Annotated in this window: 27 protein-coding genes; 13 read left to right on the top strand and 14 right to left on the bottom strand. The window is 69.8% G+C overall.

The annotated features are described in order from the left end of the window. Positions 1 to 35: 35 nt before the first annotated feature. Genes ASD23_RS18030 through ASD23_RS18020 form a run of 3 tightly spaced genes read right to left on the bottom strand, consistent with a single transcriptional unit; the run spans position 36 to position 2,224 of the window. Positions 36 to 770 (bottom strand): ABC transporter permease, encoded by a 735-nt coding sequence (locus ASD23_RS18030; RefSeq protein ID WP_056014726.1) that lies wholly within the window; start codon positions 768 to 770, stop codon positions 36 to 38. Beyond that, complete coding sequence (locus ASD23_RS18025) at positions 767 to 1,546, bottom strand: ABC transporter ATP-binding protein (protein WP_056014724.1); 780 nt, start codon at positions 1,544 to 1,546, stop codon at positions 767 to 769. Before ASD23_RS18025 ends, ASD23_RS18030 begins: the two co-directional genes overlap by 4 nt. Before the next feature lie 54 nt (positions 1,547 to 1,600). Further along, a complete protein-coding gene (locus tag ASD23_RS18020) occupies positions 1,601 to 2,224 on the bottom strand; it encodes a TetR/AcrR family transcriptional regulator (protein WP_235507808.1) in 624 nt (207 codons plus the stop codon). Positions 2,225 to 2,357: 133 nt separating this feature from the next. Between ASD23_RS18020 and ASD23_RS18015 the strand changes: the two genes are divergently transcribed. Beyond that, on the top strand, positions 2,358 to 2,924 hold the full coding sequence (locus ASD23_RS18015; RefSeq protein ID WP_056014716.1) for a LemA family protein: 567 nt from the start codon (positions 2,358 to 2,360) through the stop codon (positions 2,922 to 2,924). 9 nt (positions 2,925 to 2,933) lie between these two features. Then, positions 2,934 to 3,809, top strand: a complete 876-nt coding sequence (locus ASD23_RS18010) for a M48 family metalloprotease (protein WP_056014713.1) — start codon at positions 2,934 to 2,936, stop codon at positions 3,807 to 3,809. 63 nt (positions 3,810 to 3,872) lie between these two features. Here the strand turns inward: ASD23_RS18010 and ASD23_RS18005 are convergent, their stop codons facing one another. Next, positions 3,873 to 4,820: a hypothetical protein gene (locus tag ASD23_RS18005; RefSeq protein WP_056014711.1), complete on the bottom strand. Its 948-nt coding sequence runs from the start codon at positions 4,818 to 4,820 to the stop codon at positions 3,873 to 3,875. Between the two features lie 232 nt (positions 4,821 to 5,052). On the opposite strand from ASD23_RS18005, the gene ASD23_RS18000 reads away from it, so the two are divergent. Continuing rightward, on the top strand, positions 5,053 to 6,696 hold the full coding sequence (locus ASD23_RS18000; RefSeq protein ID WP_235507807.1) for a serine hydrolase: 1,644 nt from the start codon (positions 5,053 to 5,055) through the stop codon (positions 6,694 to 6,696). A 40-nt stretch (positions 6,697 to 6,736) separates the two neighbouring features. Here ASD23_RS18000 and ASD23_RS17995 read toward each other — a convergent pair whose 3' ends face one another. Then, complete coding sequence (locus tag ASD23_RS17995) at positions 6,737 to 7,948, bottom strand: winged helix-turn-helix domain-containing protein (protein ID WP_056015025.1); 1,212 nt, start codon at positions 7,946 to 7,948, stop codon at positions 6,737 to 6,739. Between the two features lie 104 nt (positions 7,949 to 8,052). On the opposite strand from ASD23_RS17995, the gene ASD23_RS17990 reads away from it, so the two are divergent. Together ASD23_RS17990 and ilvA are read left to right on the top strand one after the other, a co-directional pair. Further along, positions 8,053 to 9,273, top strand: coding sequence for an AI-2E family transporter (locus ASD23_RS17990; RefSeq protein ID WP_056014705.1), 1,221 nt, complete (start codon positions 8,053 to 8,055; stop codon positions 9,271 to 9,273). Next, entirely contained in the window at positions 9,270 to 10,523 is a 1,254-nt protein-coding gene (gene ilvA, locus ASD23_RS17985; RefSeq protein ID WP_056014702.1) for a threonine ammonia-lyase, read from the top strand. Before ASD23_RS17990 ends, ilvA begins: the two co-directional genes overlap by 4 nt. Positions 10,524 to 10,560: 37 nt before the next feature. On the opposite strand, the gene greA is transcribed toward ilvA, so the two are convergent. Continuing rightward, complete coding sequence (gene greA, locus ASD23_RS17980; protein WP_056014696.1) at positions 10,561 to 11,052, bottom strand: transcription elongation factor GreA; 492 nt, start codon at positions 11,050 to 11,052, stop codon at positions 10,561 to 10,563. Positions 11,053 to 11,136: 84 nt separating this feature from the next. Further along, positions 11,137 to 11,592, bottom strand: a complete 456-nt coding sequence (locus ASD23_RS17975; protein WP_056014693.1) for a DUF4307 domain-containing protein — start codon at positions 11,590 to 11,592, stop codon at positions 11,137 to 11,139. A 114-nt stretch (positions 11,593 to 11,706) separates the two neighbouring features. Here ASD23_RS17975 and ASD23_RS17970 point away from each other — a divergent pair, with 114 nt between their 5' ends. Further along, positions 11,707 to 12,018 carry a hypothetical protein gene (locus ASD23_RS17970; RefSeq protein WP_129232430.1) on the top strand — a complete coding sequence of 104 codons (312 nt, stop codon included), beginning with the start codon at positions 11,707 to 11,709 and terminating at the stop codon, positions 12,016 to 12,018. Between the two features lie 77 nt (positions 12,019 to 12,095). Here ASD23_RS17970 and trhA read toward each other — a convergent pair whose 3' ends face one another. Beyond that, the gene (gene trhA / locus ASD23_RS17965) at positions 12,096 to 12,899 is read right to left on the bottom strand and encodes a PAQR family membrane homeostasis protein TrhA (RefSeq protein WP_082571639.1); all 804 of its coding nucleotides are present in this window, start codon (positions 12,897 to 12,899) and stop codon (positions 12,096 to 12,098) included. A gap of 73 nt (positions 12,900 to 12,972) precedes the next feature. Between trhA and ASD23_RS17960 the strand changes: the two genes are divergently transcribed. The 3 genes from ASD23_RS17960 to ASD23_RS17950 all read left to right on the top strand — a co-directional run bounded on the left by ASD23_RS17960 (position 12,973) and on the right by ASD23_RS17950 (position 16,543). Further along, positions 12,973 to 13,758 carry an isoprenyl transferase gene (locus ASD23_RS17960; RefSeq protein ID WP_056014690.1) on the top strand — a complete coding sequence of 262 codons (786 nt, stop codon included), beginning with the start codon at positions 12,973 to 12,975 and terminating at the stop codon, positions 13,756 to 13,758. A 70-nt stretch (positions 13,759 to 13,828) separates the two neighbouring features. Beyond that, positions 13,829 to 14,947: an aminotransferase class V-fold PLP-dependent enzyme gene (locus tag ASD23_RS17955; RefSeq protein ID WP_056014687.1), complete on the top strand. Its 1,119-nt coding sequence runs from the start codon at positions 13,829 to 13,831 to the stop codon at positions 14,945 to 14,947. 237 nt (positions 14,948 to 15,184) lie between these two features. Then, a complete protein-coding gene (locus ASD23_RS17950; RefSeq protein ID WP_056014684.1) occupies positions 15,185 to 16,543 on the top strand; it encodes a PhoH family protein in 1,359 nt (452 codons plus the stop codon). A gap of 44 nt (positions 16,544 to 16,587) precedes the next feature. On the opposite strand, the gene ASD23_RS17945 is transcribed toward ASD23_RS17950, so the two are convergent. After that, positions 16,588 to 17,214 carry an MSMEG_1061 family FMN-dependent PPOX-type flavoprotein gene (locus ASD23_RS17945; RefSeq protein ID WP_056014681.1) on the bottom strand — a complete coding sequence of 209 codons (627 nt, stop codon included), beginning with the start codon at positions 17,212 to 17,214 and terminating at the stop codon, positions 16,588 to 16,590. 67 nt (positions 17,215 to 17,281) lie between these two features. Between ASD23_RS17945 and ASD23_RS17940 the strand changes: the two genes are divergently transcribed. The 3 genes from ASD23_RS17940 to ASD23_RS17930 are packed head-to-tail and all read left to right on the top strand — an operon-like array spanning position 17,282 to position 19,435. After that, positions 17,282 to 17,626, top strand: coding sequence for a PadR family transcriptional regulator (locus ASD23_RS17940; protein ID WP_056014678.1), 345 nt, complete (start codon positions 17,282 to 17,284; stop codon positions 17,624 to 17,626). Between the two features lie 29 nt (positions 17,627 to 17,655). Beyond that, positions 17,656 to 18,741, top strand: coding sequence for a hypothetical protein (locus ASD23_RS17935; RefSeq protein WP_157377157.1), 1,086 nt, complete (start codon positions 17,656 to 17,658; stop codon positions 18,739 to 18,741). Positions 18,742 to 18,784: 43 nt separating this feature from the next. Further along, a complete protein-coding gene (locus ASD23_RS17930) occupies positions 18,785 to 19,435 on the top strand; it encodes an HAD family hydrolase (RefSeq protein ID WP_056014672.1) in 651 nt (216 codons plus the stop codon). A 75-nt stretch (positions 19,436 to 19,510) separates the two neighbouring features. On the opposite strand, the gene ASD23_RS17925 is transcribed toward ASD23_RS17930, so the two are convergent. From ASD23_RS17925 to xseA, 5 genes are all read right to left on the bottom strand, one after another. Beyond that, positions 19,511 to 20,926: a class II fumarate hydratase gene (locus ASD23_RS17925; protein ID WP_442854329.1), complete on the bottom strand. Its 1,416-nt coding sequence runs from the start codon at positions 20,924 to 20,926 to the stop codon at positions 19,511 to 19,513. An 83-nt stretch (positions 20,927 to 21,009) separates the two neighbouring features. Then, complete coding sequence (locus ASD23_RS17920) at positions 21,010 to 21,666, bottom strand: carbonic anhydrase (protein ID WP_056014666.1); 657 nt, start codon at positions 21,664 to 21,666, stop codon at positions 21,010 to 21,012. An 11-nt stretch (positions 21,667 to 21,677) separates the two neighbouring features. After that, positions 21,678 to 22,319 carry a DUF4245 domain-containing protein gene (locus ASD23_RS17915; RefSeq protein WP_056014663.1) on the bottom strand — a complete coding sequence of 214 codons (642 nt, stop codon included), beginning with the start codon at positions 22,317 to 22,319 and terminating at the stop codon, positions 21,678 to 21,680. Further along, the gene (locus ASD23_RS17910) at positions 22,319 to 22,567 is read right to left on the bottom strand and encodes an exodeoxyribonuclease VII small subunit (protein ID WP_056014659.1); all 249 of its coding nucleotides are present in this window, start codon (positions 22,565 to 22,567) and stop codon (positions 22,319 to 22,321) included. Before ASD23_RS17910 ends, ASD23_RS17915 begins: the two co-directional genes overlap by 1 nt. Before the next feature lie 23 nt (positions 22,568 to 22,590). Beyond that, complete coding sequence (xseA, locus tag ASD23_RS17905; protein ID WP_056014656.1) at positions 22,591 to 23,826, bottom strand: exodeoxyribonuclease VII large subunit; 1,236 nt, start codon at positions 23,824 to 23,826, stop codon at positions 22,591 to 22,593. Between the two features lie 88 nt (positions 23,827 to 23,914). Between xseA and ASD23_RS17900 the strand changes: the two genes are divergently transcribed. Next, positions 23,915 to 24,955 (top strand): 4-hydroxy-3-methylbut-2-enyl diphosphate reductase, encoded by a 1,041-nt coding sequence (locus tag ASD23_RS17900; protein ID WP_056014654.1) that lies wholly within the window; start codon positions 23,915 to 23,917, stop codon positions 24,953 to 24,955. The last annotated feature ends 37 nt before the right edge of the window (positions 24,956 to 24,992 follow it).

The following is a 24,992-nucleotide window of genomic DNA, read 5'->3' as shown; positions in this document are numbered from 1 at the left end:
GTGGCATCCGCCCCTCGTTCGTGCGTACAGGAGCCTCAGGGCGTGCGGCGACGCAGCGTGATCGAGCCGAGGACGATGGATCCGACGATCCACGCGACGATCACGAGGAGCTTCGCCGTGATCCACTCGGCGCTCTCCGAATCGGCGGCGACGGCCTGCAGGGCGTCGATCGCGAAGCTCAGCGGCAGCCACTCGCTGATCGCCTCGAGGCCCTCGGGCAGCTGGTCGCGGGGGATGAAGATGCCGCCGAGGAGGATCTGCGGGAAGACGATGAGCGGCATGAACTGCACGACCTGGAACTCCGACCGGGCGAATGCGCTCGCGAGCAGGCCGAGGGCGGTGCCGAGCAGGGCATCGGCGACGGCCACGGCGAAGAGCAGCCAGAGCGAGCCCTCGATCTCGAGCCCGCACACCCACACGGCGAAGGAGACGGCGATCGCGGTCTGGAACACGGCGAGGAGGCCGAATGCGAGGGCGTAGCCGAGGATGAAGTCGCCCTTGCCCATCGGCATCGAGAGCAGTCGCTCGAGGGTGCCGCTCCGGCGCTCCCTGAGCGTCGAGATGCTCGTGACGAGGAACATCACGATGAACGGGAAGAGCGCGATCATCGCGGGGCCGATGTCGGTGAAGTAGTCGGTGTCGACGAAGATCCACGCGACCAGGCCGATGAGCAGGCTCGGCACCACGAGCAGCAGGGCCACCGTTCGGTGATCGTGGCGGATCTGGCCGAGCACGCGTCCAGCGGTCGCGAAGGTGCGGGTGAGGTTCATCGCTCCGTCCTCCGCTTCGTCTCCCTCGTCGGGCGCAGATCGGGTTCGTCGCGTTCGATGAGTCGCAGGAACGCCTGCTCCACGTCGTCGGTGGCGGTGACCTGGAGCACGCCCTGCACGGTGTCGTCGGCCAGCAGCGCGCCGTCGCGGAGCAGCAGCAGCCGGTCGCAGCGCTTCGCCTCGTCCATGACGTGGCTCGAGATGAGGAGCGTGGCGCCGTCGTCGGCAAGGCTGCGGAAGAGCGCCCAGAGCTCGACGCGCAGCACGGGGTCCAGGCCGACGGTCGGTTCGTCGAGCACGAGCACCTCGGGCGCGCCGAGGAGCGCCGCCGCGAGCGAGACCCGGCTGCGCTGCCCGCCCGAGAGCGAGCCGACGAGCCGGCCGGCCACCGGGCCGAGCTCCGTGCGTTCGATGACGCGATCGATGTCGGATGCCGGTGCGCCGATGATGCGTCGGAAGTAGGCCAGGTTCTGGCGCACCGAGAGGTCGTCGTAGACGCTCGCCTGCTGGGTGACGTAGCCCATGCGGGTGCGGAGGGCCCTGCTGCCCGCCGGAAGGCCCAGCACCTCGATCGTGCCGGACTTCACGACCTGCACGCCCACGATCGCGCGCATCAGGGTCGTCTTGCCGCTGCCGCTCGGTCCGAGCAACCCGATGATGCGGCCGCGCGGCACGGCGAGCGAGAGGCGGTCGAGCACGGGTGCGCCGCCCCGCACGACGGTCAGGTCCTGCACGATGATCGCGGCGCCGGACGTGGCATCCGAGTTATTCATCATGTGCTGAATCATTCGCCGATGGCGCCGTGCTGTCAAGCGTTTCCGGACTCCCGGTCACGTGCCCGTTTCCGGACTCCCTGTCAGGTGCCATTGCACGGCGGGGCCGACCCGCCGCACGAGCTCCTCCACGTCGGCCGAGGCGACGGGCTCGAACTCGAGCACGTACCGCACCATGATGACCCCGACGAGCTGCGACGCCGCGAGCTCGGCCCGGAGATCGGCGTCGTCGGCATCGCCCAGCGCGGTGGCGATGCGCTGCATGATCTCGCGGCGGAGGAACTCGCGGAGCATCCGGGCGACCGGGCCCTGGCCGATCGCCGAGCGCAGCGCTGCGACCGCGGCCGGGCGGACGGCGCCGGAGTCCCATGCCGTGAGCACCGCGCGCACCAGACGGCCGCCGAGCTCGTCGATCGGAGCGGCGAGCGCCTCCCGCACGACACGTTCCGGGCGCAGCGGCACCTCGACCACTTCGGCGACGAGCGCCTGCTTGCCGTCGAAGTAGTGGTGCACGAGCGCGGGGTCGACCTGGGCGCGACGAGCGATGGCACGCATCGAGGCCGCCTCGTACCCATGCTCGGCGAATTCGGCGGTCGCGGCAGCCAGGATGCGGGCACGAGTGTCACCTGCGTTCGCCCCGCGGGGCCGGCCGCGCCGACGGCGTTCGGAGTGCTCCGTCACAGCCTGAGCCTATGCCCGGAGATCGCTCTCCGGTTCCTCCGAGTCTCATGGGAAGCACAGCTCACCCGAAGGCTCGCTCGGTACACTGAAACGACACAGCAACTGTCGCTCAGAGCGCTTAGGAGTCCGTGCCATGGAATGGCTCATCCCCGTCATCATCGTCGTCGCGCTCGTGGTGATCATCGGCATCTACCTCTGGGCCACGTACAACTCGCTCGTGACGCTGAACGTGCGCGTCGACGAGGCGTGGAGCGACATCACGGTGCAGCTGAAGCGACGTGCCGACCTCATCCCGAACCTCATCGAGGCGGTCAAGGGCTACGCGGCGCACGAGAAGTCGGTCTTCGAGTCCGTCACCCGGGCGCGGGCCGAGACGTTGACCGCGCAGGGCCCGGCCGAGGCCGGTGCGGCCGAGAACCACATGCAGCAGGCGCTGAAGTCGATCTTCGCGGTCGCCGAGGCGTACCCGCAGCTGCAGGCGAGCCAGAACTTCCTCCAGCTCCAGTCCGAGCTCGTCGACACCGAAGACAAGATCCAGGCCTCGCGCCGGTTCTACAACGGCGGCGTGCGCGAGCTCAACACGAAGATCAAGGTCTTCCCGAACACCCTGTTCGTGCGCAGCCTCGGCTTCCACGAGCGCGACTTCTTCGAGGTCACGGAGCCCGCGGCGATCGCCGAGCCTCCGCGCGTGCAGTTCTAAGGGCCGGCGTTGTACCGCGCGATCGCGAAGAACAAGCGCAACACCGTCTTCATCGTCCTGTTCTTCCTCGCCATCATCGGCGGATTGGGCTGGCTGGCGGCGTACATCTACCACGACGTCACGATCGTGGTGGTCACCCTCGTGATCGCCACGGCGTACGCACTGTTCCAGTACTTCACGGCCGATCGGCAGGCGCTCTCGATGTCGGGAGCGGTCGAGCTGCACTCCAAGGCCGATCACCCGCGTCTCTGGCGCACGGTCGAGAACCTCTCGATCACGACCGGCACCCCCATGCCGCGCGTGTTCGTGATCTCCGACCCGGCGCCGAACGCGTTCGCCACCGGCCGTGACCCCGAGCACGCCGTCGTCGCCGCGACCACGGGGCTTCTCGAGATCATGGACGACGCCGAACTCGAGGGCGTCATGGCCCACGAACTCGGGCACGTGCGCAACTACGACATCCGTCTCTCGATGGTGGTCTTCGGTCTCGTCGTCGCCGTCGGGTTCATCTCGGACATGCTCGTGCGCATGGCCTTCTTCGGCCGGGGCAACAACAACGGCAACCCGATCGTCATGATCTTCGGCCTCGTCGCGATGCTCATCGCACCGCTCGTGGCGAGCCTCGTGCAGCTCGCGGTCTCGCGTCAGCGCGAGTACCTCGCCGATGCCACCGGCGCGATGACGACGCGTCACCCCGACGCGCTCGCGCGGGCGCTCCTGAAGCTCGAGACGTACGGCCGGCCCATGCAGCGGCAGAACTCGTCGATGGCCCACCTCTGGATCGCCGACCCGCTGAAGCCCGGCATCATGGACAAGCTCTTCGCCACCCACCCGCCGATCGCCGACCGGGTCAAGCGGCTCGAGGAGATGGGCGGCGCGTTCTGAGCGCTCGCTGCACCGCGAGTTCGTCGTCGGTCCTGACGCGACTGCAGTCGAGCACGCCACAGTTCAACGTGCGGTGGACTCCCCGTCGGCCGCCCACGCCGCGCCCAAGGCGAACAACGTCGACACGCCGTACTGCTCCATGGCCGCCGCAATGCGGCGCCGACCTGTTCGCGGGTTGATCCCGAGCCTGCGAGATGCCGCGTCGAGCGTGACGCCCTGCTTCATCAGCGCAAGAAGCGGCCCCCACGGCTGCTGCGTCCCACCGATCGGCTCGCCGCGACGCCAGAGCTCGCGGAACAGGCATCGGCCCAGCTCGGCGAGCGCCGCGCTGCGGACACCGACCACGCTCGACGGCCAGCCCTCGCCCCACTCGATCGGGAATGCGAGCACCTCGCCGTCGATCCAGAACCAACTCGGAAGGTCGTCGAGAAGGCGGAACTCCACCCCGACGGCAGCGTAGCGCTCGGCGATCGCCACGAGCCGGGCGTCCCCTGCCATCGAACGCGGGAGAATGGCTCGCACCGATCGCTTGCCCGCGAACATCTCCGCGAAACGGCCGGCGCGCGCGGGATCGGTCTGCAGATAGCGCCCGAGATCGGGAAGCACCGACCAGGCGGACTCGCTCTGCTCCCGCGCGATGTCGAACCAGAGGTCTTCTGCCGCCTGCGGCCCGTGTCGCACGAAGACGGGGACGATGTCGCCGGATGCCTCGCCCACAGCCCAGTGGCGCAGGAGCGTCGGAAGGTCTGCAACGAGCGCCTCGATTCGCGAGGCGGCCTCGTCCGCCGACTGCCGCATCAGACGTGCTTCGCGACCGACGACGTCGGCCGTCCACCTCGCCGGCGTCGCCCACGCGATCGTCCCATCGTGCGCCGAGATCGCACCTGTCCGCGCGAGACGGGCAACGGCGGCGGCCGTCTCGCCCTCATCCGCGTGCGCGGTGATGGCGAGCTCCGCCACCGTCTCAGGACGGCTGCGGTAGATCAGTTCGAGCAGTGCCCGATCCTCCATGTCCACCTCCGGAGCGTGTGGACACCATCATGGCGCATGTGACCGCATCCGGACGCCCTCTAGCGGCCATGGCCGGAAGCGGAGGTTGTTCTGTCCGCTTCTGTCCAGCCACACTGATCTGTGGGACCGGAGTCCATGGCTTCGTCTGCAACAAGTGAGGAAGCCATGGCTCCGCCGACGGATCGTCTACGGGGGCAGCGATATGAACGGCAAGAGCGGCACGAACCAGGGAATGGTACGCGTTGTCGCCGTCACGGCGATGGCAGTACTCGCGCTGGGCGTCACGGCGTGCACCGCGGGCACGACCGACGAACCGTCGCCGAGCGGGTCCGTCGTCGCACTCGGCGAAGCACCCAATCAAGACGTCGTCGAGCTCTACACGGATCGCGACACGGCAGTGGCCGCCGCCGTCGATGCGCTTCCCCGGTTCATCGAGAAGGCGCTCGAGCAGACCGGAGTGCCCGGCGCGGCCGTCGCGGTCGTCTCGAACGGTGAGGTCGTGTTCGAAGAGGGATACGGTGTGCGGGACGTGTCGACCGGGGAGCCCGTCAGCGTCGATACCGTCTTCCAGATCGCGTCGCTGTCGAAGCCGCTCTCGTCGAGCATCGCTGCGAAAGCCATCACCGAAGACGCCGATCTGTCGTGGGAGGACCCGGTCGTCGAATACCTCCCCGACTTCGCGCTGAACGATCCGTACGTGACCGAACATGGAAAGATCGCCGACTACTTCTCGCACCGCACCGGCATTCCGACCGGCGGCGGCGATGACCTGGAGGACATCGGCTTCGATGTCGACTACATCATGGCCCACATGAACCAGATTCCGCTGGCGTCGTTCCGCGACACGTACCAGTACTCCAACTTCGGACTGACGGTGGGCGGCGAGGCGGTCGCGGCGTCGCGCGGGCAGACGTGGGCGCAGACCGCGAACGAACTGCTGTTCGAGCCGCTCGGCATGACGTCGACGACGACCGTCCACGACGACTATCTCGCCGCGGATGACCGCGCGGCGATGCACGCTCGTACCGGCGAAGGACAGTACGAGCAGCTGTTCGACCGTGACGCCGATGCCGAGGCTCCTGCCGGCGGTGTCGCCTCCACCGCCGGAGACATCGCGAAGTGGATGAACATGGTGCTCGCGAACGGCGAGGTCGACGGCGCGGAGTTCATCGACCCGCTCGTGCTCGCCAAGACCTACTCGGCGCATTCGATCACCGGCGGCGATGCCAAGGACCTGACGTCGCGCACCTCGCACTACGGATTCGGCACGAACGTCGGTGCCACCGTGACCGGCCGCGTCAGCATCAGCCACTCCGGCGCATTCGGGTGGGGTTCCGCCACGAACGCCACGATGATCCCCGATCTGGACCTCGGGATCGTCGTGCTCACGAACGGAGCGCCGTCGGGGGTTCCGGAAGCGGTCGTCTCGGAGTTCGTCGACCTCGTTCAGTTCGGCGAGGAGACGCGACCCTGGTTGGACCTCTGGCCCGGCGTCTTCGAGCACTTCTCCGACCCGGCGGGCGACCTCGTCGGCGAGGAGCCCCCCGCAGATGGCGCGGCAGCGGGTCCGGCCGCCGACTATGTCGGCACCTATACGAGCCCCTACTTCGGCGACTTCGTCGTGACCGAGGACAACGGCACCCTCACGGGCGCGCTCGGCCCCGAGGGCGGCTACACGTTCGAGATCGATCCGTGGGACGGCGACACGCTGTCCTTCGTGCCAACCGGTGAGAACGCGCTCCCCGGATCGCTCTCCTCGGCGGTCTTCGTCCGCGAGGGCGGGCAGATCACCGGAGTCACCTTGACGTACTTCAACAAGTTCCCGGCACCGGGGCAGGAGCCGAACGGGCTCGGCGTCTTCACCCGGGCCGGCTGAGCCTCTCTGTTCAGGCCGACGCTGTTCAGGCCGACGCTGTTCAGGCCGCCCCGCGAAGTTCCGACGCCAGTGCGGGGGAGAGGTCGCCGCGCCCGGTGACGCTCACCTCGCCGAGCCCCTGCCAGGCAGCCGCGCGCTGCAGCACGGGCACGAGGCGTGCAGCGGTCTCGGCCGGCGCCCCTGGTTCGCTCCAGGCCGACTGGACGCGCAGCACGCCCGCCTGCCGGTCGCTCTTCAGGTCGACTCGGCCGACGACGCGATCGTCGATGAGCACCGGCAGCGAGTAGTACCCGAACTTGCGCTCGGGCTCGGGCGTGTAGATCTCGATGCGGTAGTGGAAGTCGAAGAGGCGCTCGGTGCGCGGCCGGAACCACACCACTGGGTCGAACGGTGAGAGCACCGCCTCCGTCTCGATGCGCCGCGGCCGCTTCGCGTCGCGGTGCAGCCAGGCCGGCGTCTGCCGCGCCCCGGTCGTCCACCCCGGCACCTCGACGGGCAGGAGCACCCCGGCCTCTTCGAGTTCGGTGATCGCCTGCCGCACGGGAGCGCGCTTCATGCGCCAGTAGTCGGCGAGGTCGGCCTCGGTCGCGATGCCCTGAGCGGATGCCGCGAGCCCCACGAGTTCTCGAACGGCGTCGGTTTCGGCGGGGGCGCTGCCCAGCAGCTCGCTCGGCAGCGCCTGCTCGGGCAGGGCGTAGACGCGTTCGAAGCGGCGCCGCTCGACGCACACGACGTCGCCGGTGCGGAACATCATCTCGAGCGTTCGCTTGACATCGGACCAGCCCCACCAGGGGCCCCGGCGCTCGTTGGAGTCATGCTCGATCTCGCTGGCGCGCATCGGGCCGTTGGCCGCGAGCTCGGCTCGGAGCCACTCGGCGAGCGAGCGATTCTCGGTGACCCATCCGCCCCAATCGCTGCCCTTGGCGCGATACTCCTCGCGGCGGAACTCGAACAGCGGCCAGAGCTCGCGGGGGATGTACGCGGCCTGGTGCGCCCAGTACTCGACCATGCGACCCCGTCGTCCGGTCGTGATGCGGTCGAGCACGGTGCGGTCGTACGCGCCGATACGGCTGAACGCGGGCAGGTAGTGGCTGCGCTCGAACACGTTGACCGAGTCGATCTGCAGCAGCGCGAGACGATCGATGACGCCGTTGACGGCGCGCGTGCCTGGCGACTCGGGCAGCGAGCGTGAGAAGCCCTGCGCGGCGAGCGCGATGCGACGGGCGAGGGCGGGGCTGACGACGTCGACCATGATCACCGACGATAGCGGGCACGACCGACACCGCAGGGCCGCGGGGGCGCGCGGCATCCGTCGCCCATGCCGCCCGGTTCATACGCCGCGCCTAGACTGGAGCGATGACGGACTCCACGGGGCGGAAACGGGGCCGATTGTCGCGGGGCGCAGCGGAGACGCCGCCGCCCGCGCAGGTGGAGTCTGCGCCGCACGAGGTGACCGAGAGCATCCCGTTCGGCGTGCGTCTCGCCGCCAGCTGGTCGTGGCGCATGCTCCTCATCGGCGGCGTGCTCGCCGTCGTCGTCTTCCTGATCATCCAGCTGCGACTGATCGTCATCCCGATCCTCGTCGCGGTGCTGGTCGGCGCGCTGCTCGTGCCGTTCTCCGGCCTGCTGCAGAAGCACCGCTGGCCGAAATGGCTCGCGGTCACGACCGCCATGCTCTCGGCGCTGATCGTGGTCGGCGGCCTGCTCACGCTCGGGATCACGCAGATCGTGCGCGGCTCCGACGAGCTCGCCGCGCAGTCGCTCGTCGCCTGGGACCAGTTCCGCGAATGGCTGCTCGAGGGCCCGTTCCACATCACCGAGGCCCAGCTGAACGACTGGGTCGATCAGATCATCACGTCGGTGCAGCAGGACTCCAGCGTGCTCGTGAGCGGTGCGCTCTCGCTCAGCTCGACGCTCGGGCACTTCCTCGCGGGCATGCTGCTCGCGCTCTTCGCGACGCTCTTCATCCTCATCGACGGCCGCGGCATCTGGAACTGGATCGTCGGCATCTTCCCGCGTCGCGGCCGTGCCGCGATCGACGGGGCCGGGCATGCCGGCTGGGCGACGCTCCAGAACTTCGTGAAGGTGCAGATCCTCGTCGCCACGATCGACGCGATCGGCATCGGACTCGGCGCGTTCTTCCTCGGCGTCCCCCTCGCGGTGCCGATCGCCATCCTCGTGTTCCTCGGCTCCTTCATCCCGATCGTCGGTGCGGTCGCCACCGGCGCACTCGCCGTCTTCGTCGCCCTCGTCTACAACGGACCCGTGATCGCGCTCATCATGCTCGGCATCGTGCTGCTCGTGCAGCAGGTCGAGGGCCACGTGCTGCAGCCGCTCATCATGGGCACCGCCGTGAAGGTGCATCCGCTCGGCGTGGTCGTCGCGGTGGCGACCGGTTCGCTCCTCGCCGGCATCCCCGGTGCGCTCTTCGCGGTGCCCGTCGCCGCGGTCGTGAACGTCATGATCCTCTCGGTCGCGAGCGGCGCGTGGAAGAACGATGCCGCACCTCCGCCGCCGCCCCGTTCGGCGCTCTGGCGCACGGTGCCGCAGCGCCCAGGCTACAAACGAGGAGAATGAACGACTTGACGCCCACGATCACGATCGCAGGACCGAGCCTCGCCGATTTCGAGCGTGCGCGAGGCGTGGTCTCCGTCGTCGCCCGGCAGACGCCCATGGAGTCCTCGCGGTTCCTCGCCGAACTCCTCGGCGTGCCCGTGCACCTGAAATGCGAGAACCTGCAGCGCACGGGCTCGTACAAGCTCCGCGGCGCCTATCACCGCATCGCCGCGCTGACCGAGTCGGAACGCGCACGCGGGGTCGTCGCAGCCTCGGCCGGCAACCACGCACAGGGCGTCGCGTTCGCCGCGCGTGAACTCGGCATCAGCGCCACGATCTTCATGCCCGTCGGCGTCGCGCTGCCGAAGCTCGAGGCGACCCGCGCCTACGGCGCGGACGTCGTGCTCCGCGGCGACTCCGTCGGCGAGACGCTTGAAGCTGCGGCGGTGTTCGCCGACGAGACCGGCGCCGTCATCATCCCGCCGTTCGACCACCCCGACGTGATCGCGGGTCAGGGCACGCTCGGACTCGAGATCCTCGAGCAGACGCCCGACGTCGCGACCATCATCGTGCCCATCGGCGGTGGCGGGCTCGCCGCCGGCATCGCGAGCGCCGCCAAGCAGCGCGCCGCCCAGCTCGGCCGCACGATCCGCATCGTCGGCGTGCAGGCCGAGAACGCCGCGCCCTACGTGGCGTCGCTCGCCGCCGGCTCGCCGCAGCGGGTGCCGGTCGTGCCGACCATCGCCGACGGCATCGCCGTCTACCGGCCCGGCGAGCTGAACTTCGAGATCATCCGCGAGGCGATCGACGAGATCGTCACAGTCACCGAAGACGACATCGCGAGGGCGCTCCTCGTGCTGCTCGAGCGAGCGAAGCTCGTGGTCGAGCCGGCCGGCGCGGTCTCGGTCGCCGCCATCATGACGGGCCAGATCGTCTCAGACGGCCCGGTCGTCGCGATGCTCTCGGGCGGCAACATCGATCCGCTCCTCATGCAGCGGGTGATCGCGCACGGGCTCGCGGCATCCGATCGGTACCTCACGCTCCGCATCGGCATGCCCGACCGTCCCGGCCAGCTCGCCCGCATCGCCGAGCTGCTCGCCGAAGCGAACGCGAACGTCATCGAGGTGCTGCACACGCGCCACGGATCAGGACTGCAGATCTCGGAGGTCGAGCTCAAGCTCTCCATCGAGACCCGCGGTCCCGACCACCGGGCCGAGGTCGTCGAGGTGCTGCGCCGAGCCGGCTACGAGCCCGTCGTCGACAACGACTAGTCGGGGTTCCGGTCAGGTCGCGGAGGAGGCCTCAGGCCTACTGGCCGCCCCAGGTCTCGACGCTCGTGACCTCGACATCGATCTCACGGCCGTTGGGCGCGGTGTAGCTCGTCTTCTCGCCGACCTTCAGGCCGAGGATCGCGGCGCCGAGCGGGCTCTGCGTGCTCCAGACGTCGAGCTCGGAGTCGCCGGCGATCTCGCGGCTGCCGATCAGGAACGTCTCTTCATCGCCCGCGATGATGGCCGTGATGACGGTGCCGGCCTCGACGACGCCCGACGACTGCGGCGCCTCGCCGACCTCGGCGGTGCGGAGCAGTTCCTTCAGCTGACGGATGCGGGCCTCCATCTTGCCCTGCTCGTCTTTGGCGGCGTGGTAGCCGCCGTTCTCCTTGAGGTCGCCCTCCTCGCGCGCGGACTCGATTCGCTTCGCGATCTCTTCGCGGCCGTGCGTGGAGAGGTGCTCGAGTTCCCCTGCCAGGCGGTCGTAGGCCTCCTGGGTGAGCCAGGTCGCGGTGACGTCCTGCGCCATGATGCACACTCCCGTGTCATGCAGCCTCGACTGCACTCCGTATAGACGTGTCGCCCCGACGGATGTCGGAGCGAATGCCCCATGTTAGGTGAGCCAGCAACCGTAAATCAAACCGGTGTTCGCCTCCTGGGCGACTCGTACCGTCTCGGTCAGGCTGCGGAGGTGCCGATCTGACGCCGGCACCTCGACGATCTTCCAGCCCACGACCGTGAAGTCCTCGTTGAAGGCCTGCACGGCGCACGCGGTCTCGTTGCCCGGCGGGACCGACAGGGTCCAGGTGACCTCGACGGCCCGGTCCTCGTTCAGGAGGCGGTGGCCGGTGTCGGTGACCTCGATCTGCGGCTTCTGGCCGTCGAGACCGGCCCAGACGACCCACGCGACGAGCACGATCGCGAAGGCGATCGCTCCGCCGATCAGCAGCATGCGGTCGCGGGTGCGGTGCGTGCGGGTGCGCCCGTAGCGCTCGTCGAGCGCGCCGTCGCCAGGTGCTGCGTTCGAGGGCGCCGAGTTCGAGGGCGCTGCGTTCTGGGGCGTGGTCACCGCAGGCTCCTCGGGGGTCGATCGTCTAGGCTTGGATTCAAGCCTAACGCGCCCGGCGCAGGCCGATGCTCGACAGTGCAAGCGTGGATCACCGCACGCGTGAAAGAGAGTCCGATGCTCGTCGTCCCAGCCCTGATCGTCCTGGCCGAAGACGAGGAGTTCGACCCGAACACCGTGACGCCCGGCATCTGGGGCTTCGTGATCACGTTCCTCATCATGGTCGTGGTGGTGCTGCTCGTGCTCGACATGGTGCGCCGCATCCGCCGCACGAACTACCGCATCGAGGTGCGCGAGCAGCTCGAGGCCGAGGCGCGCGACGCCGAGATCGCCGAGGCCGACGGCCAGGTGACGGATGCCTCCGGCACCCTGCCCCCCGCCGAACCCGGTTCGACCGACGACGGGCCCGACGAGGCATCCGCTCGCTGAACGGGTCTCGAAACGCTCGCTGAACGGGTCTCGATACGCTCGCTTCGCTCGTACCTCGACCTGCGTCGACCGCGGCGTCAGCCGACGTGGTAGACGGGGGCGATCGCGATGAGCAGCGTCGCCGTCCAGTGGCACATGAACGCGAGCACCGTGCACGCGTGGAAGATCTCGTGGAACCCGAAGACGCCCGGCCACGGGTTCGGCTTCTTCAGCCCGTAGACGATGGCCCCGCCCGTGTAGAGCAGGCCGCCGACGATCACGAGCACCATCATCGCGGCGTTCGCGGCGAGCAGGTCGCCGAGGTACATCACGGCCGCCCACCCGAGCAGCAGGTAGAGCGCCACGTAGAGCCATCGGGGCGCGCCGATCCAGAACACGCGGAAGCCGATGCCCGCGAGCGCCCCGGCCCAGACGACGCCGAGGAGCAGCCAGCCCTTGTCGGGCGGCAGTGCGAGCACCGCGAGCGGCGTGTAGGTGCCCGCGATCAGCAGGAAGATGTTGGCGTGGTCGATGCGCTTCAGCAGGAGCTTCGTCTTGGGGTTCCAGTTGAAGCGGTGGTACAGCGCCGAGTTGCCGAAGAGCAGCATCGAGGAGAGCACGAAGACCGCAGAGGCCCACTTCGCCGGGGCGCCCTCGGCGAGTGCGATGAGCACGATGCCCGCGACGATCGTGACGGGGAAGGTGCCGGCGTGGATCCAGCCGCGCCACGTGGGCTTGACCTCTTCGGGATGCGCGAGCGAGTCGTCGAGCAGGGGGATGTTGGGCAGATCGGGGCCGTGCTCGCCCCGCGAGACGGCCACGTCTTGGGGGTCGTCGGGCGCGACGGGGCGGGAGAGTTCATCCACGGCATCGTGCGATGCGCGCCGGCGCTTCGAGGTCATGCACACAGCGTAGGACCTCGCCGGTCACGACCGCCTGTGAGTGTCGGATGCCGCGGAGGGGTAGCGTAGTCCCGTGCAGACGAGCGATCAGCCCCTCGGTCGCGGCATCCTCTACCGCCTCTATCAGAACCGGCTCCGGCGCGGACTCGACCCCGAGGCCATGCCGCGCCATGTCGCGATGATCATCGACGGCAACCGCCGCTGGGCGAAGCAGCTCGGCTACGACACCGCGGCCCACGGCCATCGCGCCGGAGCGGCGAAGATGCGCGAGTTCCTCGAATGGTGCGACGACGCCGGCATCAAGACGGTCACCCTCTACCTGCTCTCGAGCGACAACCTCGGCAACCGCCCCTCCGCCGAGCTCGCGGACCTCATCGAGATCATCGCGGAGCTCGCCGAGGAGCTCTCGCACTACCGCGACTGGCGCGTGCAGCACGTCGGGTCGGATGCCGGGCTCCCCGTGCCCCTCGTCGCTGCCCTCGACGCCGCAGAGCACCGCACCGCCGACAAGCACGGACTGCACGTCAACCTGGCCGTCGGCTACGGCGGCCGTAAGGAGATCACCGACGCGATGCGCTCGATCGTCGCCGAGCATCACGCCGAGGGGCGGAGCCTCGACGACCTGGCCGAGCGGCTGACGCCCGACCTCATCGGTCAGCACCTCTACACCGGCGGCCAGCCCGATCCCGACCTCGTCATCCGCACCTCGGGCGAGCAGCGGCTCAGCGACTTCATGCTCTGGCAGTCGGCCCACAGCGAGTTCTACTTCGTCGAGGCACTCGGCCCCGACCTCCGAAAGGTCGACTTCCTTCGGGCGCTCCGCGACTACACGAAGCGTCATCGCCGATTCGGCGGATGACTCGCGACACCCTCGTCTGCGAGACTATGCGCGCCGATCAACTCCGCCTCGATGAAGGGGGCACCACCACGTGACCATCGACGATTTCACGGCCGGATTCACCCAGGAACCCGGATATCTCGACTACGGCCGGGTCGGGCCGCTCTCGACTGCCGCAGCCGAGGAGTCGCTCGTCTTCACCCAGGTGCTGCAGCGCGCCCGCCACGGCAGCCTCGACGAGATCCGCGAGCAAGACGGCCGGGTGCGCGCGGCGGCATCGGCGGTCACCGGGTTCCCGGCCGATCAGATCGTCTTCCAGCCCAACACGACGACCGGCATCATGCACGCGATGTTCGGCCTCACCGGCGGGGTGCTGCTCTCGGCCGACGAGTTCCCGAGCCTGCCCATCGCCGCGGTGCGCGCCCAGGAGGCGCTGCACACCGTGCAGCCCGTGTGGCTCGAGACCGACCACGGCAAGGTGACCCCCGGCCAGATCCGCGAACAGCTCGAGTCGAACGTCGCCGCCGTCGCGGTGAGCCTCGTCGACTCGCGCTCGGGCTACCTCTGCGACATCGAGGGCATCCGCCAGGTCATCGGCGATCGGCTGCTGATCGTCGACGCGATCCAGGGCTTCGGCGTCGTCGACGCCCCCTGGGAAGTCGCCGACGTCGTGCTGACCGGCGGGCAGAAGTGGTGCCGCGCCGGCTGGGGCACGGGGTTCATGGCCCTGTCGCCGCGGGCCCTCGACCAGTTGACCCCCGTGTTCTCCGGCTTCACCGGCACCGAAGAGGAGGAGCCCTGGGGCGAGGTGCCGCCGCCGGCATCCGGTGCACGCGCCTACCGCGTGTCGAACCCCGACCCGCTCGCCGAGGCCAGGTTCGCAGCGAGCCTCGAGGAGATCGCCGGGGTCGGCGTCGGCGCGATCAACGCCGCGATGGCCGAGCGGGTCAGCCAGACCATCGAGCTCGCCGACGAGTTCGCGATCGCGGTCGTCTCCTCGCGCGACGAGCGCGAGCGCGCCGGCATCGTGGTGCTCGAGCCGCCGACCGAGCAGGTGACCCTGCTCACCGCGTCGCTGCACAACCACGGCGTGACGGCGACCATGCGGCAGGGGAGGATCCGCCTGTCGGTCCACGCCGCCACGTCGGGCGAGACGCTCGACATGCTGCGCGCGGCGTTCGTCTCGTACGGCACCGCGGCGAGCTACTGACGCCTCTGCGGGTGGAGCCTGTCGAAACGGCTTCCAGGAACGCGGGGTTTCGACATGCGCGCACGGCGGAATGTGAACGTGAGATGACCTGCCGCGTGTCGCTTCCGGGGTTCCGGCGAGACGGACGTAGGTTCACCTCAACAGGTAAATCACCTGTTCGAGTCGGCTCGTGAACCGCTCGTGGGAGGATCACCGCCGACGCGGAATGCCGAGCTGAAGCTCGGGGCGGGAGCTGGCGTGTCACTCTCTACCTCCAACTCGACCGATGCAGCACAGGACGTCTCGGCGGTCGCCGCGACACGACAGGCTGAGCGCACGTACGTGCTCGACACCTCGGTGCTGCTCTCCGATCCGAAGGCCCTGTTCCGCTTCGACGAGCACGCGGTCGTGCTGCCCGTCGTCGTGATCACGGAGCTCGAGGCCAAGCGGAACGACCCCGAGATCGGCTACTTCGCCCGTCAGGCGCTGCGCATCCTCGACGAGCTGCGCGTCGAGCACGAGCGACTCGACTTCCCGATCACCGTCGGCGACGGGGGGTCGCTTCGCGTCGAGCTGAACCACAGCGACCAGAGCGTGCTGCCCTCGGGGCTGCGGCTCTCCGACAACGACTCGCGCATCCTCGCGTGCGCGCTGAACCTCGCCAATGAGGGCCTCGCCGTCACCGTCGTCTCGAAGGACCTGCCGCTGCGCGTGAAAGCCGCCTCGATCGGCCTCGACGCTGCGGAGTACCGGCACGAGCTCGCGATCGACTCGGGCTGGAACGGCATGGCCGAGCTCGACCTCGGCTCCAACGACATGGCGAAGCTCTACGAGCACGAACACCTGACGGTCGGCGCCGACCTCGAGCAGCCGATCAACACCGGCCTCGTCATCCACTCCGACCGTGGCTCGGCGCTCGGCCGCGTCGTGGGCGAGCGCGAGGTGCGGCTCGTGCGCGGCGACCGCGAGGTCTTCGGCCTGCACGGGCGCTCGGCCGAGCAGCGGCTCGCGATCGACCTGCTGCTCGATCCCGAGATCGGCATCCTCTCGCTCGGCGGCCGCGCCGGCACCGGCAAGTCGGCGCTCGCCCTCTGCGCCGGCCTCGAGGCGGTGCTCGAACGGCAGCAGCACAAGAAGATCATGGTGTTCCGTCCGCTGTACGCCGTGGGCGGCCAGGAGCTCGGCTACCTGCCGGGCGACCAGGGCGAGAAGATGAACCCCTGGGGCCAGGCCGTGTTCGACACGCTCGGCTCGGTGGTCTCCGACAACGTGCTCGAAGAGGTCGTCGAACGCGGCATCCTCGAGGTGCTGCCGCTCACGCACATCCGCGGGCGTTCGCTGCACGACGCGTTCGTGATCGTCGACGAGGCGCAGTCACTCGAGCGCAACGTGCTGCTGACCGTGCTCTCCCGCATCGGCCAGAACTCTCGGGTGGTGCTCACCCACGACGTCGCCCAGCGCGACAACCTGCGGGTCGGCCGCCACGACGGCGTCGCGAGCGTGATCGAGACGCTGAAGGGACATCCGCTCTTCGCCCACATCACGCTCACCCGCTCGGAGCGCTCGGCGATCGCCGCCCTCGTGGCCGAGATGCTCGACGGGCACGAACTGGCGTAACCGTACGTCCTCGAGCCGCTCCCGGTCCGTGGAGCGGCTCGAGGCTACCCGTACAGCTTCGCGTCGTAGGTGCGCCCGTAGTACGCGTCGAGCGCTTCGATCGACTCGTTCGGGCGCTCGAGGGTCTGCGCGATGACCGCGCGACGAGGTGCAGCCCCCGGGTTCCAGGACTCGGGCTTCCACATCTGCGACCGCAGGAACGCCTTCGAGCAGTGCGAGAAGACCTCGTCGATCGCGACCTCGAGGACGATCTCCGGTTCGTGCCCCCGCACCTGCATGCGATCGGCGTAGGGCGCATCCCGCAGGAGACGGCCCCGGCCGTTGATGCGAAGGGTGTCGCCGCGACCGGGGATGACGAACAGCAGCCCGACGTTCGGGTTCTCGAGCACGTTGTGGAAGCCGTCGGCCCGTCGGTTGCCCGGACGTTCGGGGATCGCGATCGTCGTCTCGTCGAGCACGATCGCGAAACCGGCGGGGTCGCCCTTGGGAGAGACGTCGGCGTTGCCGGCGGCATCCGCCGTCGAGACGAAGCAGAGCGGGGATGCCGCGAGCCACTGCCGATCGAGGTCGTGCAGCCGGGCGCGCGACTTGTCGCGAGCAGCGGGCAACGGTCGGCCGATGATCTCCTCGAGCTCGGCGGCGGTCGTGACGGGGATGCCTCCATGATCCATGGCTCCACGCTACGCCCGCAGTCGAAGTGGATTGCGCCCGCTATCTCTATATAGCTAGAGTTCGGACATGGAATCACTCAGTCGCATCACGGATGCCACGGTCGACGTGCTGCGGGCGCTGCTCGACGCTCCAGGCCCGACCTGGGGGCTCGCCCTCGTCACGGCCTCGGGGCGACCTGCGGGCAGCGTCTACCCGATCCTCGAACGGCTCGAGCGGGCGGGTTGGCTCGAGAGCGAGTGGGAGCAGGACGCCTCGCGCCCCGGGCCGCGTCGCCGGTACTACGCGATGAACGAGGACGGGGTCGCTGCGGCGAGGCAGGCGATCGCCGTGCGGTCGGCGCGCCGAGCGACTCGTCCTGCTGGATCGATCGCGACGACGAGCACGTCCCTCGTCGCGGGCGGTTCCGCATGAGCGGGCGGGTCGCGCGAGGCGCGCTCGCCGTGGCAGCGAGGCTGCTGCCCGACGGCCGACGCGAGCGCTACCGAGAGGAATGGTCGGCCGACCTGCGCGACGCACCGGCGGCGGGCATCTCGAGCACGCAACTGGTCTCGGGCGCATTCGGCGTCGTGCTGCGCACCCCGCGATCGGCGAAGGCGTTCGGGCTGACGCCGAGTGCCCTGGCCGGTCGGCGGCTGCGCTGGTCGGTCGCCTGGATCGCGGCCGCAACGGCATTGGCGCTCGGCAGCCTGTTCACGAGGCCGTTCCTCGCCGGTGGCCCGATCGGAGGCACGCCTGCCGTCGACCTCGTGGTCGTGGCGCTGGTCGGGTGCGTCGGTCTGATCTGGCTCGCAGCGGCGACGCACGGACTGCTGGCAGCAAGCGGACCAGCTCTCCGCTGGGGCGGGACACTCTGCGTCGCCGTCGTTGCCGTGCCCGCGCTCGCGGTGGTGGCCGTTGCGGTGATGCCGATGATGATGCTCGGCGGCATGTTCGCCGGCGTCGCGACCTTCGTGTTCGCATGGGGACTCCCCGCCGACGCCGATCCCGAGCGGCGCCGCACCTGGCCGGGCCTGCCCGCGCGTCTCGGCACCCGCGTGACGGCCCTCGTCGGCGCGCTCGTCGTGCTCGGCGGTGCCGCGCTCGCCGTCGCCCACATCCTGGTCTGGAACCCGTCGGCGAAGGTGCCGGGCCTCACCGTCCCGGAGATCTACGCGCAGATGGCCGCGCGAAGCGAACCGGCCGGGGACGCTGTCATTTGGGCGGTCGTCTGGGGCGCCACGTGGGTGCCGCTCGGCCTGCTGTTCCTCGCGACGGCGATCTTCGGAAACCGCGGCCCGCTCCGTCGCCTCGACGCGCGTCGCGTCGCTCGTGCCGCGCTCGTGGCCCTCATCGGCATCGGGTTCACGCAGTGGGTCGCCGGCTTCTCGATGGGGATGTCCGTCGCCGACGCGTTCGCCGTGAGCGGCGGCGACAGCGCGCTCAGCGGATTGCTGCTCACCGCGGCGGCGACGGTCGCGGGCGTCATCGTCGCACTCCGTGTGCTGCCGCCGGCATCCGTCGCCGCAGCACCGTCCGCGACCGGCTGAGGCTCCGCGCCTGAGAAGGCCGCGCGCCTGCGATGATCGGATCATGCGGGTGAATCGGGCGGTGCTCTTCGATGTCGACGGCACGCTGATCGATGCGATGGCGGGCCAGCGACGGGTTTGGCACGAGTGGGCCGAGCGGTTCGACCTCGACCCGTCGGTCGTGTACGAGACGGCGTTGCGCACGCGGCCGGTCGAGACTGTCGCCGAGCTGCTGCCGGGGCGCGATCCGTCTCCGCTCGTCGCCGCGTTCGATCGACTCGAAGATGCGGAGGCCGAGCATGGGCCGCTGCATGCGATTGACGGAGCTGCGCTGCTCCTCTCGTCGCTCGAGCCGCAGACCTGGGCCCTCGTGACCTCGAACGCCGAACGGCGGGTGACGGCGCGGTTCAGACGGCTCGGACTGCCGTTGCCCGAGGTCATCATCGACAACCTCGCGACCCGCGCAGGCAAGCCGGCCCCCGACCCCTACCTGCTCGCGGCGCGGCGTCTCGGAGTCGATCCTCGCGACTGCCTCGTGATCGAGGACGCCCCCGCGGGCGTGGCCGCCGGTCTCGCCGCCGGCATGACGACCTGGGGCGTCAACGGCGAGGTGCCCGTCGCGGGTGCCCATCGGCATTTCCGCACGCTCGCCGAGGCGGCCGCCGACATCCTCGCCTTCGTCGCGGGCCACGGCGTGCACGCGACATCCGCCTGACGTCGTCGACCCGTCGACGACGAAGCGCCCCACCGGATCGGAGGGGCGCTTCGGTTCGGCACAGGTGCCGAGCGACTACTTCGCCTGCGGCGGACGCGTCATCGACAGCAGGTCGAGGGCCGTGTCGAGCTGCTCGACCGTGAGGTCGCCGCGCTCGACGTAGCCGAGGTCGATGACGGCCTCGCGCACCGTGATGCCCTTGGCGACCGAGTGCTTCGCGATCTTCGCGGCGGCCTCGTAGCCGATGAGCTTGTTGAGCGGGGTCACGATCGAAGGCGACATGCCCGCGAGGGCGGTGGCCCGCTCGACGTCGGCCTCGAGGCCGTCGATCGTCTTGTCGGCCAGCACCCGCACCGAGTTCGAGAGGAGGCGGATCGACTCGAGGAGTGCGGTGCCCATGACCGGGATCTGCACGTTGAGCTCGAAGGCACCGGATGCACCGGCCCACGCGATCGTGGCATCGTTGCCGATGACCCGCGCGCAGACCATCAGCACGGCTTCGGGAACGACGGGGTTCACCTTGCCCGGCATGATCGAGGAGCCCGGCTGCAGGTCGGGGATGCGGAGCTCGCCGAGACCCGTGTTCGGGCCGGAGCCCATCCAGCGGAGGTCGTTCGAGATCTTCGTGAGGCTCACGGCGATCGTGCGCAGTGCGCCCGAGGCGTCGACGAGTCCGTCGCGGTTGGCCTGCGCCTCGAAGTGGTCGGCGGCCTCGGTGACCGGCAGTTCGGTCTCGGCCTGCAGGAGCGAGATGACGAGCTGCGGGAACCCGGCCGGCGTGTTGATGCCGGTGCCGACGGCGGTGCCGCCGAGCGGGACCTCTGCCACGCGGGGGAGCGCCGTGCGCACGCGCTCGATGCCGAGGCGGATCTGGCGGGCGTAGCCGCCGAACTCCTGGCCGAGCGTGACGGGGGTCGCGTCCATCAGGTGGGTGCGGCCGGCCTTGACGACGCCGGCCCACTCGACGGCCTTCGCCTCGAGGGCGACGGCGAGGTGGTCGAGCGACGGGATGAGCTCGTCGATGAGCGCCGCCGTGACGGCGATGTGCACCGAGGTCGGGAAGACGTCGTTCGACGACTGCGAAGCGTTCACGTGGTCGTTGGGGTGCACGGGGCTGCCGAGCTTGCCCGTCGCGATGGTGGCGAGCACCTCGTTCATGTTCATGTTCGAGGAGGTGCCCGAGCCCGTCTGGTAGACGTCGACCGGGAAGTGCTCGGTGAAGCCGTGCACGCCCGAGATGACCTCGTCTGCGGCGTCTTCGATCGCCTTCGCGATGGCGGGGTCGAGCACTCCGAGCTGGGCGTTCGCCTGCGCGGCCGCCTTCTTGATGCGTGCCAGCGCCTGGATCTGCTGCGGCTCGAGACCGGCGCCGGAGATCGGGAAGTTCTCGACGGCGCGCTGGGTCTGCGCCCGGTAGAGCGCCGATGCGGGGACCCGCACCTCGCCCATCGTGTCGTGCTCGATGCGATAGTCGGCGGCGTTGTCCACCACGGTGTGATTCCCTTCGATGTGCGGTGCCGGATGTCCCGGCCTTGCCGCTGGTTCAGTCGGCTCGAGTCGTGGGCCCGCGCCAGTCAGACCGAACCGACGACGATGTCGGTCTCGACACGACCCTCGAAGAGTCGGTAGTTCGCTCCGACGATAGCCAGCGTACCCGCTGCGATCGCGTCGCTGATCATCTCGGACGCGGCCACGAGTTCGGTCACGGTGTTGCGCAGGTGCTCGCGGCCGACGAAGCCGGTGTCGACGTGGGCGGGGTCCACCGGCGCGTCTTCGGCGCCGCCCGCGACCTTGCGCACGGCGGGCACGATCTTCTCGACCAGGCCGGCGATGTGCACGGGCAGCGGTGCGGCGTCGGCGGCCTCGGAGTCGATGGCGGCGCGCACGGCACCGCACTCGTCGTGCGCCAGCACGATGACGAGCGGCACGTTCAGCAGGCCGACGGCGTACTCGAGCGAGCCGAGCGACGACGGCGTCACGACCTGGCCGGCGTTGCGCACCACGAACGCGTCGCCGAGCCCGACGTCGAAGATGATCTCGGCGGCGAGACGCGAGTCGCTGCATCCGAAGATCGCGACGAGCGGGCGCTGCGAGTGCGCGAGCGACGCACGGCGGTCGACGTCTTGACGGGGGTGGAGCGGCTTGCCGGCCACGAAGCGGGCGTTGCCGCTGCGCAGCTCGCGCCACGTCTCAGCCGGAGTCTGCGGACGTTCTTTCGGCTGCGTGGTCACGTGGTGCCCTTTCAGTCCTGTGCCTCGATCGTCGGCGTGAGCGCCGACGCGAGGGTCTCGAATTCTTCGGGAGTCGCGGTGCCGAGCAGCACGAAGGTGCTGCCGCCCGCTTCGGTGGTGAGGCCGTAGCGGGCGTTGCCGACGTCTTCGGGGGAGTCGCGGTTGTCGTAGACCGTCCACTCGACGCCGTCGACCGTGGTGGTGCCCACGGCGAGCGTGCGGGCGAGGAGGCCGGCGACCCAGGTGGGGTTCGCGTCGAGACCCTGGTAGAGCCCGATGAACTCGTCGCTCGGAGTGAGGTAACCCACGTACCACGCGGTCACGTCGTCGGCCTGGCTGACGCGGAGCTCGGCGGCGTTGGCGCGCCAGCCCTCGGGCAGCTCGGGGACCGCGAGCGGGTCGGAGCTCGTGGCCTGCGCCTGCTCGGCGAGGGATGCCACGTCGATGTCTCGCTCGATGGGGGTGTCGCTGCGCGGCACGAGCAGCACGATGACGAGCATGATGGCGAGGCTCGCGCCGAGCGCGAGCAGGAGGTTGCGCAGCGTCTGGCGCTGGCGGTGCTTCAGCGAGTTCTCGGCCTTGCGGGCCGCCGTCTCTTCGGGGGTCTCGGGTCGGCCGAGCTCGGCGACGACCCTGGGTGCGCGCTCCGCCATCAGCGGTCGCCGCTGTCGTCGGACGCCGCGCGGGATGAGCCGGCGCGCGCCGCCTCGAGACGGGCCTTCGCACCGATGAGCCACTCCTCGCAGCGGGCCGCGAGGGCCTCGCCGCGCTCCCAGAGGGCGAGCGACTGCTCGAGCGTCGCGGAACCCTGCTCGAGCTCGCCGACGACCTGCACGAGTTCGTCGCGCGCCTGCTCGTAGCTCAGCTCGGAGACATCGGTGGGGGAGGGCATGGCGTCCATTCTATTCGGCGTGTTCGTGAGCGTTATTCAGCGAGGTCGTACACCGAGGCCACCGCTCCGCGGGAGACGGCCGCGAAGGCCCCCTCGGCCAGCGTGACCGTGAGCTCGGCGCCGTCGGGTGCCCCGGCCGGGCCGCGCACGACATGGCCGTCGGCGCGCTGCACGATCGCATAGCCGCGGTCGAGGGTCGCCTGCGGCGAGAGCGCCCGCAGGTGCCCGCGCAGCTCGGCGACCCGGTGCGTCTGCCGGTCGATCGTGCGCTCGACGAGTTCGGCGCCGCGCGCGACCCACCGGGTCAGGTCCTCTGCGCGGCGGTCGACGATCCACGAGGTCTCGGCGAGCGCCGGGCGGGAGCGCAGGTGACCGATGCGGTCGATCTCGCGGTGGAGGATCGCCTGCAGCCGCATGCCGAGCCGGGCGCGGGCCTGCTCGACCCGTACGAGCTCCTCGTTGACGTCGGGCACGACGCGCTTCGCGGCGTCGGTCGGGGTGGAGGCCCGCAGGTCGGCGACCTCGTCGAGGAGGGGCCGGTCGGCCTCGTGCCCGATCGCCGAGACGATGGGGGTGGAGGCGGAGGCCGCCGCGCGCACGACCCGCTCGTCGCTGAACCCGAGCAGGTTCTGGAAGTCGCCGCCGCCGCGGGCGATGATGATGACCTCGACCTCGGGGTCGGCGTCGAGCCGCTCGATCGCCGATACGACCTCGGAGACCGTGCGGTCGCCCTGCACGGCGGCGTGCACGACGCGGAAGTCGACGGCGGGCCACCGGAGCCGAGAGTTCCGCAGCACGTCCTTCTCGGCATCGCTGTCTTTGCCGGTGATGAGCCCGACGACGCCCGGCAGGAACGGCAACCGTCGCTTGCGCGCCGCGTCGAACAGTCCCTCTGCCGCGAGCTGGGTGCGCAGGCGCTCGAGGCGCTCGAGCAGGTCGCCGAGGCCGACGTGCTTCAGCTCGAAGACCTGCATCGAGAGCGAACCGCCTTTGACCCACCAGTTGGGCTTCACGAGCGCGACGACCCGGTCGCCCTGCTTGAACTGCTCGTCGAACCGTGCCCGCACCGACGACCACACCTGGAATGAGAGTGTCGCCTCGGCGTCGAGGTCTTTGAGCTTGCCGTAGACGTTGCCGCCCGAGACCCCCCACTGGGTGATCTCGCCCTCGACCCACACCGTGCCGAGCCGGTCGATGTATTGCTTGAGCTTGCCCGAGAGGAGCCCGACCGGCCACGGGGTTTCACGCGTCGCCGGTGCATCCGTCATGTGTGGCCTCCCAGCCGTCTGCCCGCGTCAGCCGCGTAGGATGGGGACCGTGACGAGCACTACGGAAACCCCGCGAATCGGCCTTGGCATGCCCCGAGTTCCGGGCGTGCGCGGCCGGCTCAAGGATAACCCGGTCCCCGGACAGAAGCGGGTGCTGCTCGCGGCCCCGCGCGGCTACTGCGCCGGCGTCGACCGCGCCGTGATCGCGGTCGAGAAGGCCCTCGAGCACTACGGCGCCCCCGTGTACGTGCGCAAGCAGATCGTGCACAACATCCACGTCGTCACCGAGCTCGAGGCGCTGGGCGCGATCTTCGTCGAGGAGGTCGACGAGGTGCCCGAGGGCGCCAACATCGTCTTCAGCGCGCACGGCGTCTCGCCGGCGGTCGTGAACGCCGCCGCCGACCGCGGCCTGCACGCGATCGACGCGACCTGCCCGCTCGTGACCAAGGTGCACCGCGAGGCCGTGCGCTTCGCGCGCGACGACTTCGAGATCCTGCTCATCGGCCACGAGGGCCACGAAGAGGTCGAGGGCACCGCGGGCGAGGCGCCCGATCACGTGACGATCGTCAACAGCCCCGACGACGTCGACAACATCGTGGTGCAAGACCCCGACAAGGTCGTGTGGCTCTCGCAGACCACGCTCTCGGTCGACGAGACCATGGAGACCGTGCGCCGACTCCGCGAGCGGTTCCCGAACCTGCAGGACCCGCCCTCCGACGACATCTGCTACGCGACCCAGAACCGCCAGGTCGCGATCAAGAAGGTCGCGCAAGACGCCGACCTCGTGATCGTCGTCGGCTCCGCCAACAGCTCGAACAGTGTGCGCCTCGTCGAGGTCGCGCTCGAGTACGGCGCCAAGGCCGCCTACCGGGTCGACTACGCGAGCGAGGTCAAGCAGGAGTGGCTCGACGGTGTCGAGACGGTCGGCGTGACGAGCGGGGCATCCGTGCCCGAAGAGCTCGTGAAGGAGCTGCTCGACGCGCTCTCCGATGCCGGCTACGGCTCGGTCGCCGAGGTGAAGACGGCTGAAGAGGACCTGATGTTCTCGCTGCCGAAGGAGCTGCGCAAAGACCTCCAGGGCAAGACCGACGAGCGCGCGCTCGGCGGTCGGGGTCGCGCGCAGCGCTGATCGTCGTTCGGCGACCGGCCGCTGGGTGCCGGTTTCC

It is taken from the genome of Agromyces sp. Root1464 (assembly GCF_001427265.1).
GTDB classification, from domain to species: Bacteria; Actinomycetota; Actinomycetes; order Actinomycetales; family Microbacteriaceae; genus Agromyces; species Agromyces fucosus.
The sequence above is the reverse complement of the archived record's forward strand: the minus strand, read 5'-3'. Positions and strand labels throughout refer to the sequence as shown.

Bases quoted from the DNA above. Each gene is read 5' to 3' on its own strand.
- ASD23_RS18030 (WP_056014726.1), bottom strand. From the start codon at position 770: ATGAACCTCACCCGCACCTTCGCGACCGCTGGACGCGTGCTCGGCCAG.
- ASD23_RS18025 (WP_056014724.1), bottom strand. From the start codon at position 1,546: ATGATGAATAACTCGGATGCCACGTCCGGCGCCGCGATCATCGTGCAG.
- ASD23_RS18015 (WP_056014716.1), top strand. From the start codon at position 2,358: ATGGAATGGCTCATCCCCGTCATCATCGTCGTCGCGCTCGTGGTGATC.
- ASD23_RS18005 (WP_056014711.1), bottom strand. From the start codon at position 4,820: ATGGAGGATCGGGCACTGCTCGAACTGATCTACCGCAGCCGTCCTGAG.
- ASD23_RS18000 (WP_235507807.1), top strand. From the start codon at position 5,053: ATGGTACGCGTTGTCGCCGTCACGGCGATGGCAGTACTCGCGCTGGGC.
- ASD23_RS17995 (WP_056015025.1), bottom strand. From the start codon at position 7,948: ATGGTCGACGTCGTCAGCCCCGCCCTCGCCCGTCGCATCGCGCTCGCC.
- ASD23_RS17990 (WP_056014705.1), top strand. From the start codon at position 8,053: ATGACGGACTCCACGGGGCGGAAACGGGGCCGATTGTCGCGGGGCGCA.
- ilvA (WP_056014702.1), top strand. From the start codon at position 9,270: ATGAACGACTTGACGCCCACGATCACGATCGCAGGACCGAGCCTCGCC.
- greA (WP_056014696.1), bottom strand. From the start codon at position 11,052: ATGGCGCAGGACGTCACCGCGACCTGGCTCACCCAGGAGGCCTACGAC.
- ASD23_RS17970 (WP_129232430.1), top strand. From the start codon at position 11,707: ATGCTCGTCGTCCCAGCCCTGATCGTCCTGGCCGAAGACGAGGAGTTC.
- trhA (WP_082571639.1), bottom strand. From the start codon at position 12,899: ATGACCTCGAAGCGCCGGCGCGCATCGCACGATGCCGTGGATGAACTC.
- ASD23_RS17945 (WP_056014681.1), bottom strand. From the start codon at position 17,214: ATGGATCATGGAGGCATCCCCGTCACGACCGCCGCCGAGCTCGAGGAG.
- ASD23_RS17940 (WP_056014678.1), top strand. From the start codon at position 17,282: ATGGAATCACTCAGTCGCATCACGGATGCCACGGTCGACGTGCTGCGG.
- ASD23_RS17930 (WP_056014672.1), top strand. From the start codon at position 18,785: ATGCGGGTGAATCGGGCGGTGCTCTTCGATGTCGACGGCACGCTGATC.
- ASD23_RS17915 (WP_056014663.1), bottom strand. From the start codon at position 22,319: ATGGCGGAGCGCGCACCCAGGGTCGTCGCCGAGCTCGGCCGACCCGAG.
- ASD23_RS17910 (WP_056014659.1), bottom strand. From the start codon at position 22,567: ATGGACGCCATGCCCTCCCCCACCGATGTCTCCGAGCTGAGCTACGAG.
- xseA (WP_056014656.1), bottom strand. From the start codon at position 23,826: ATGACGGATGCACCGGCGACGCGTGAAACCCCGTGGCCGGTCGGGCTC.
- ASD23_RS17900 (WP_056014654.1), top strand. From the start codon at position 23,915: ATGCCCCGAGTTCCGGGCGTGCGCGGCCGGCTCAAGGATAACCCGGTC.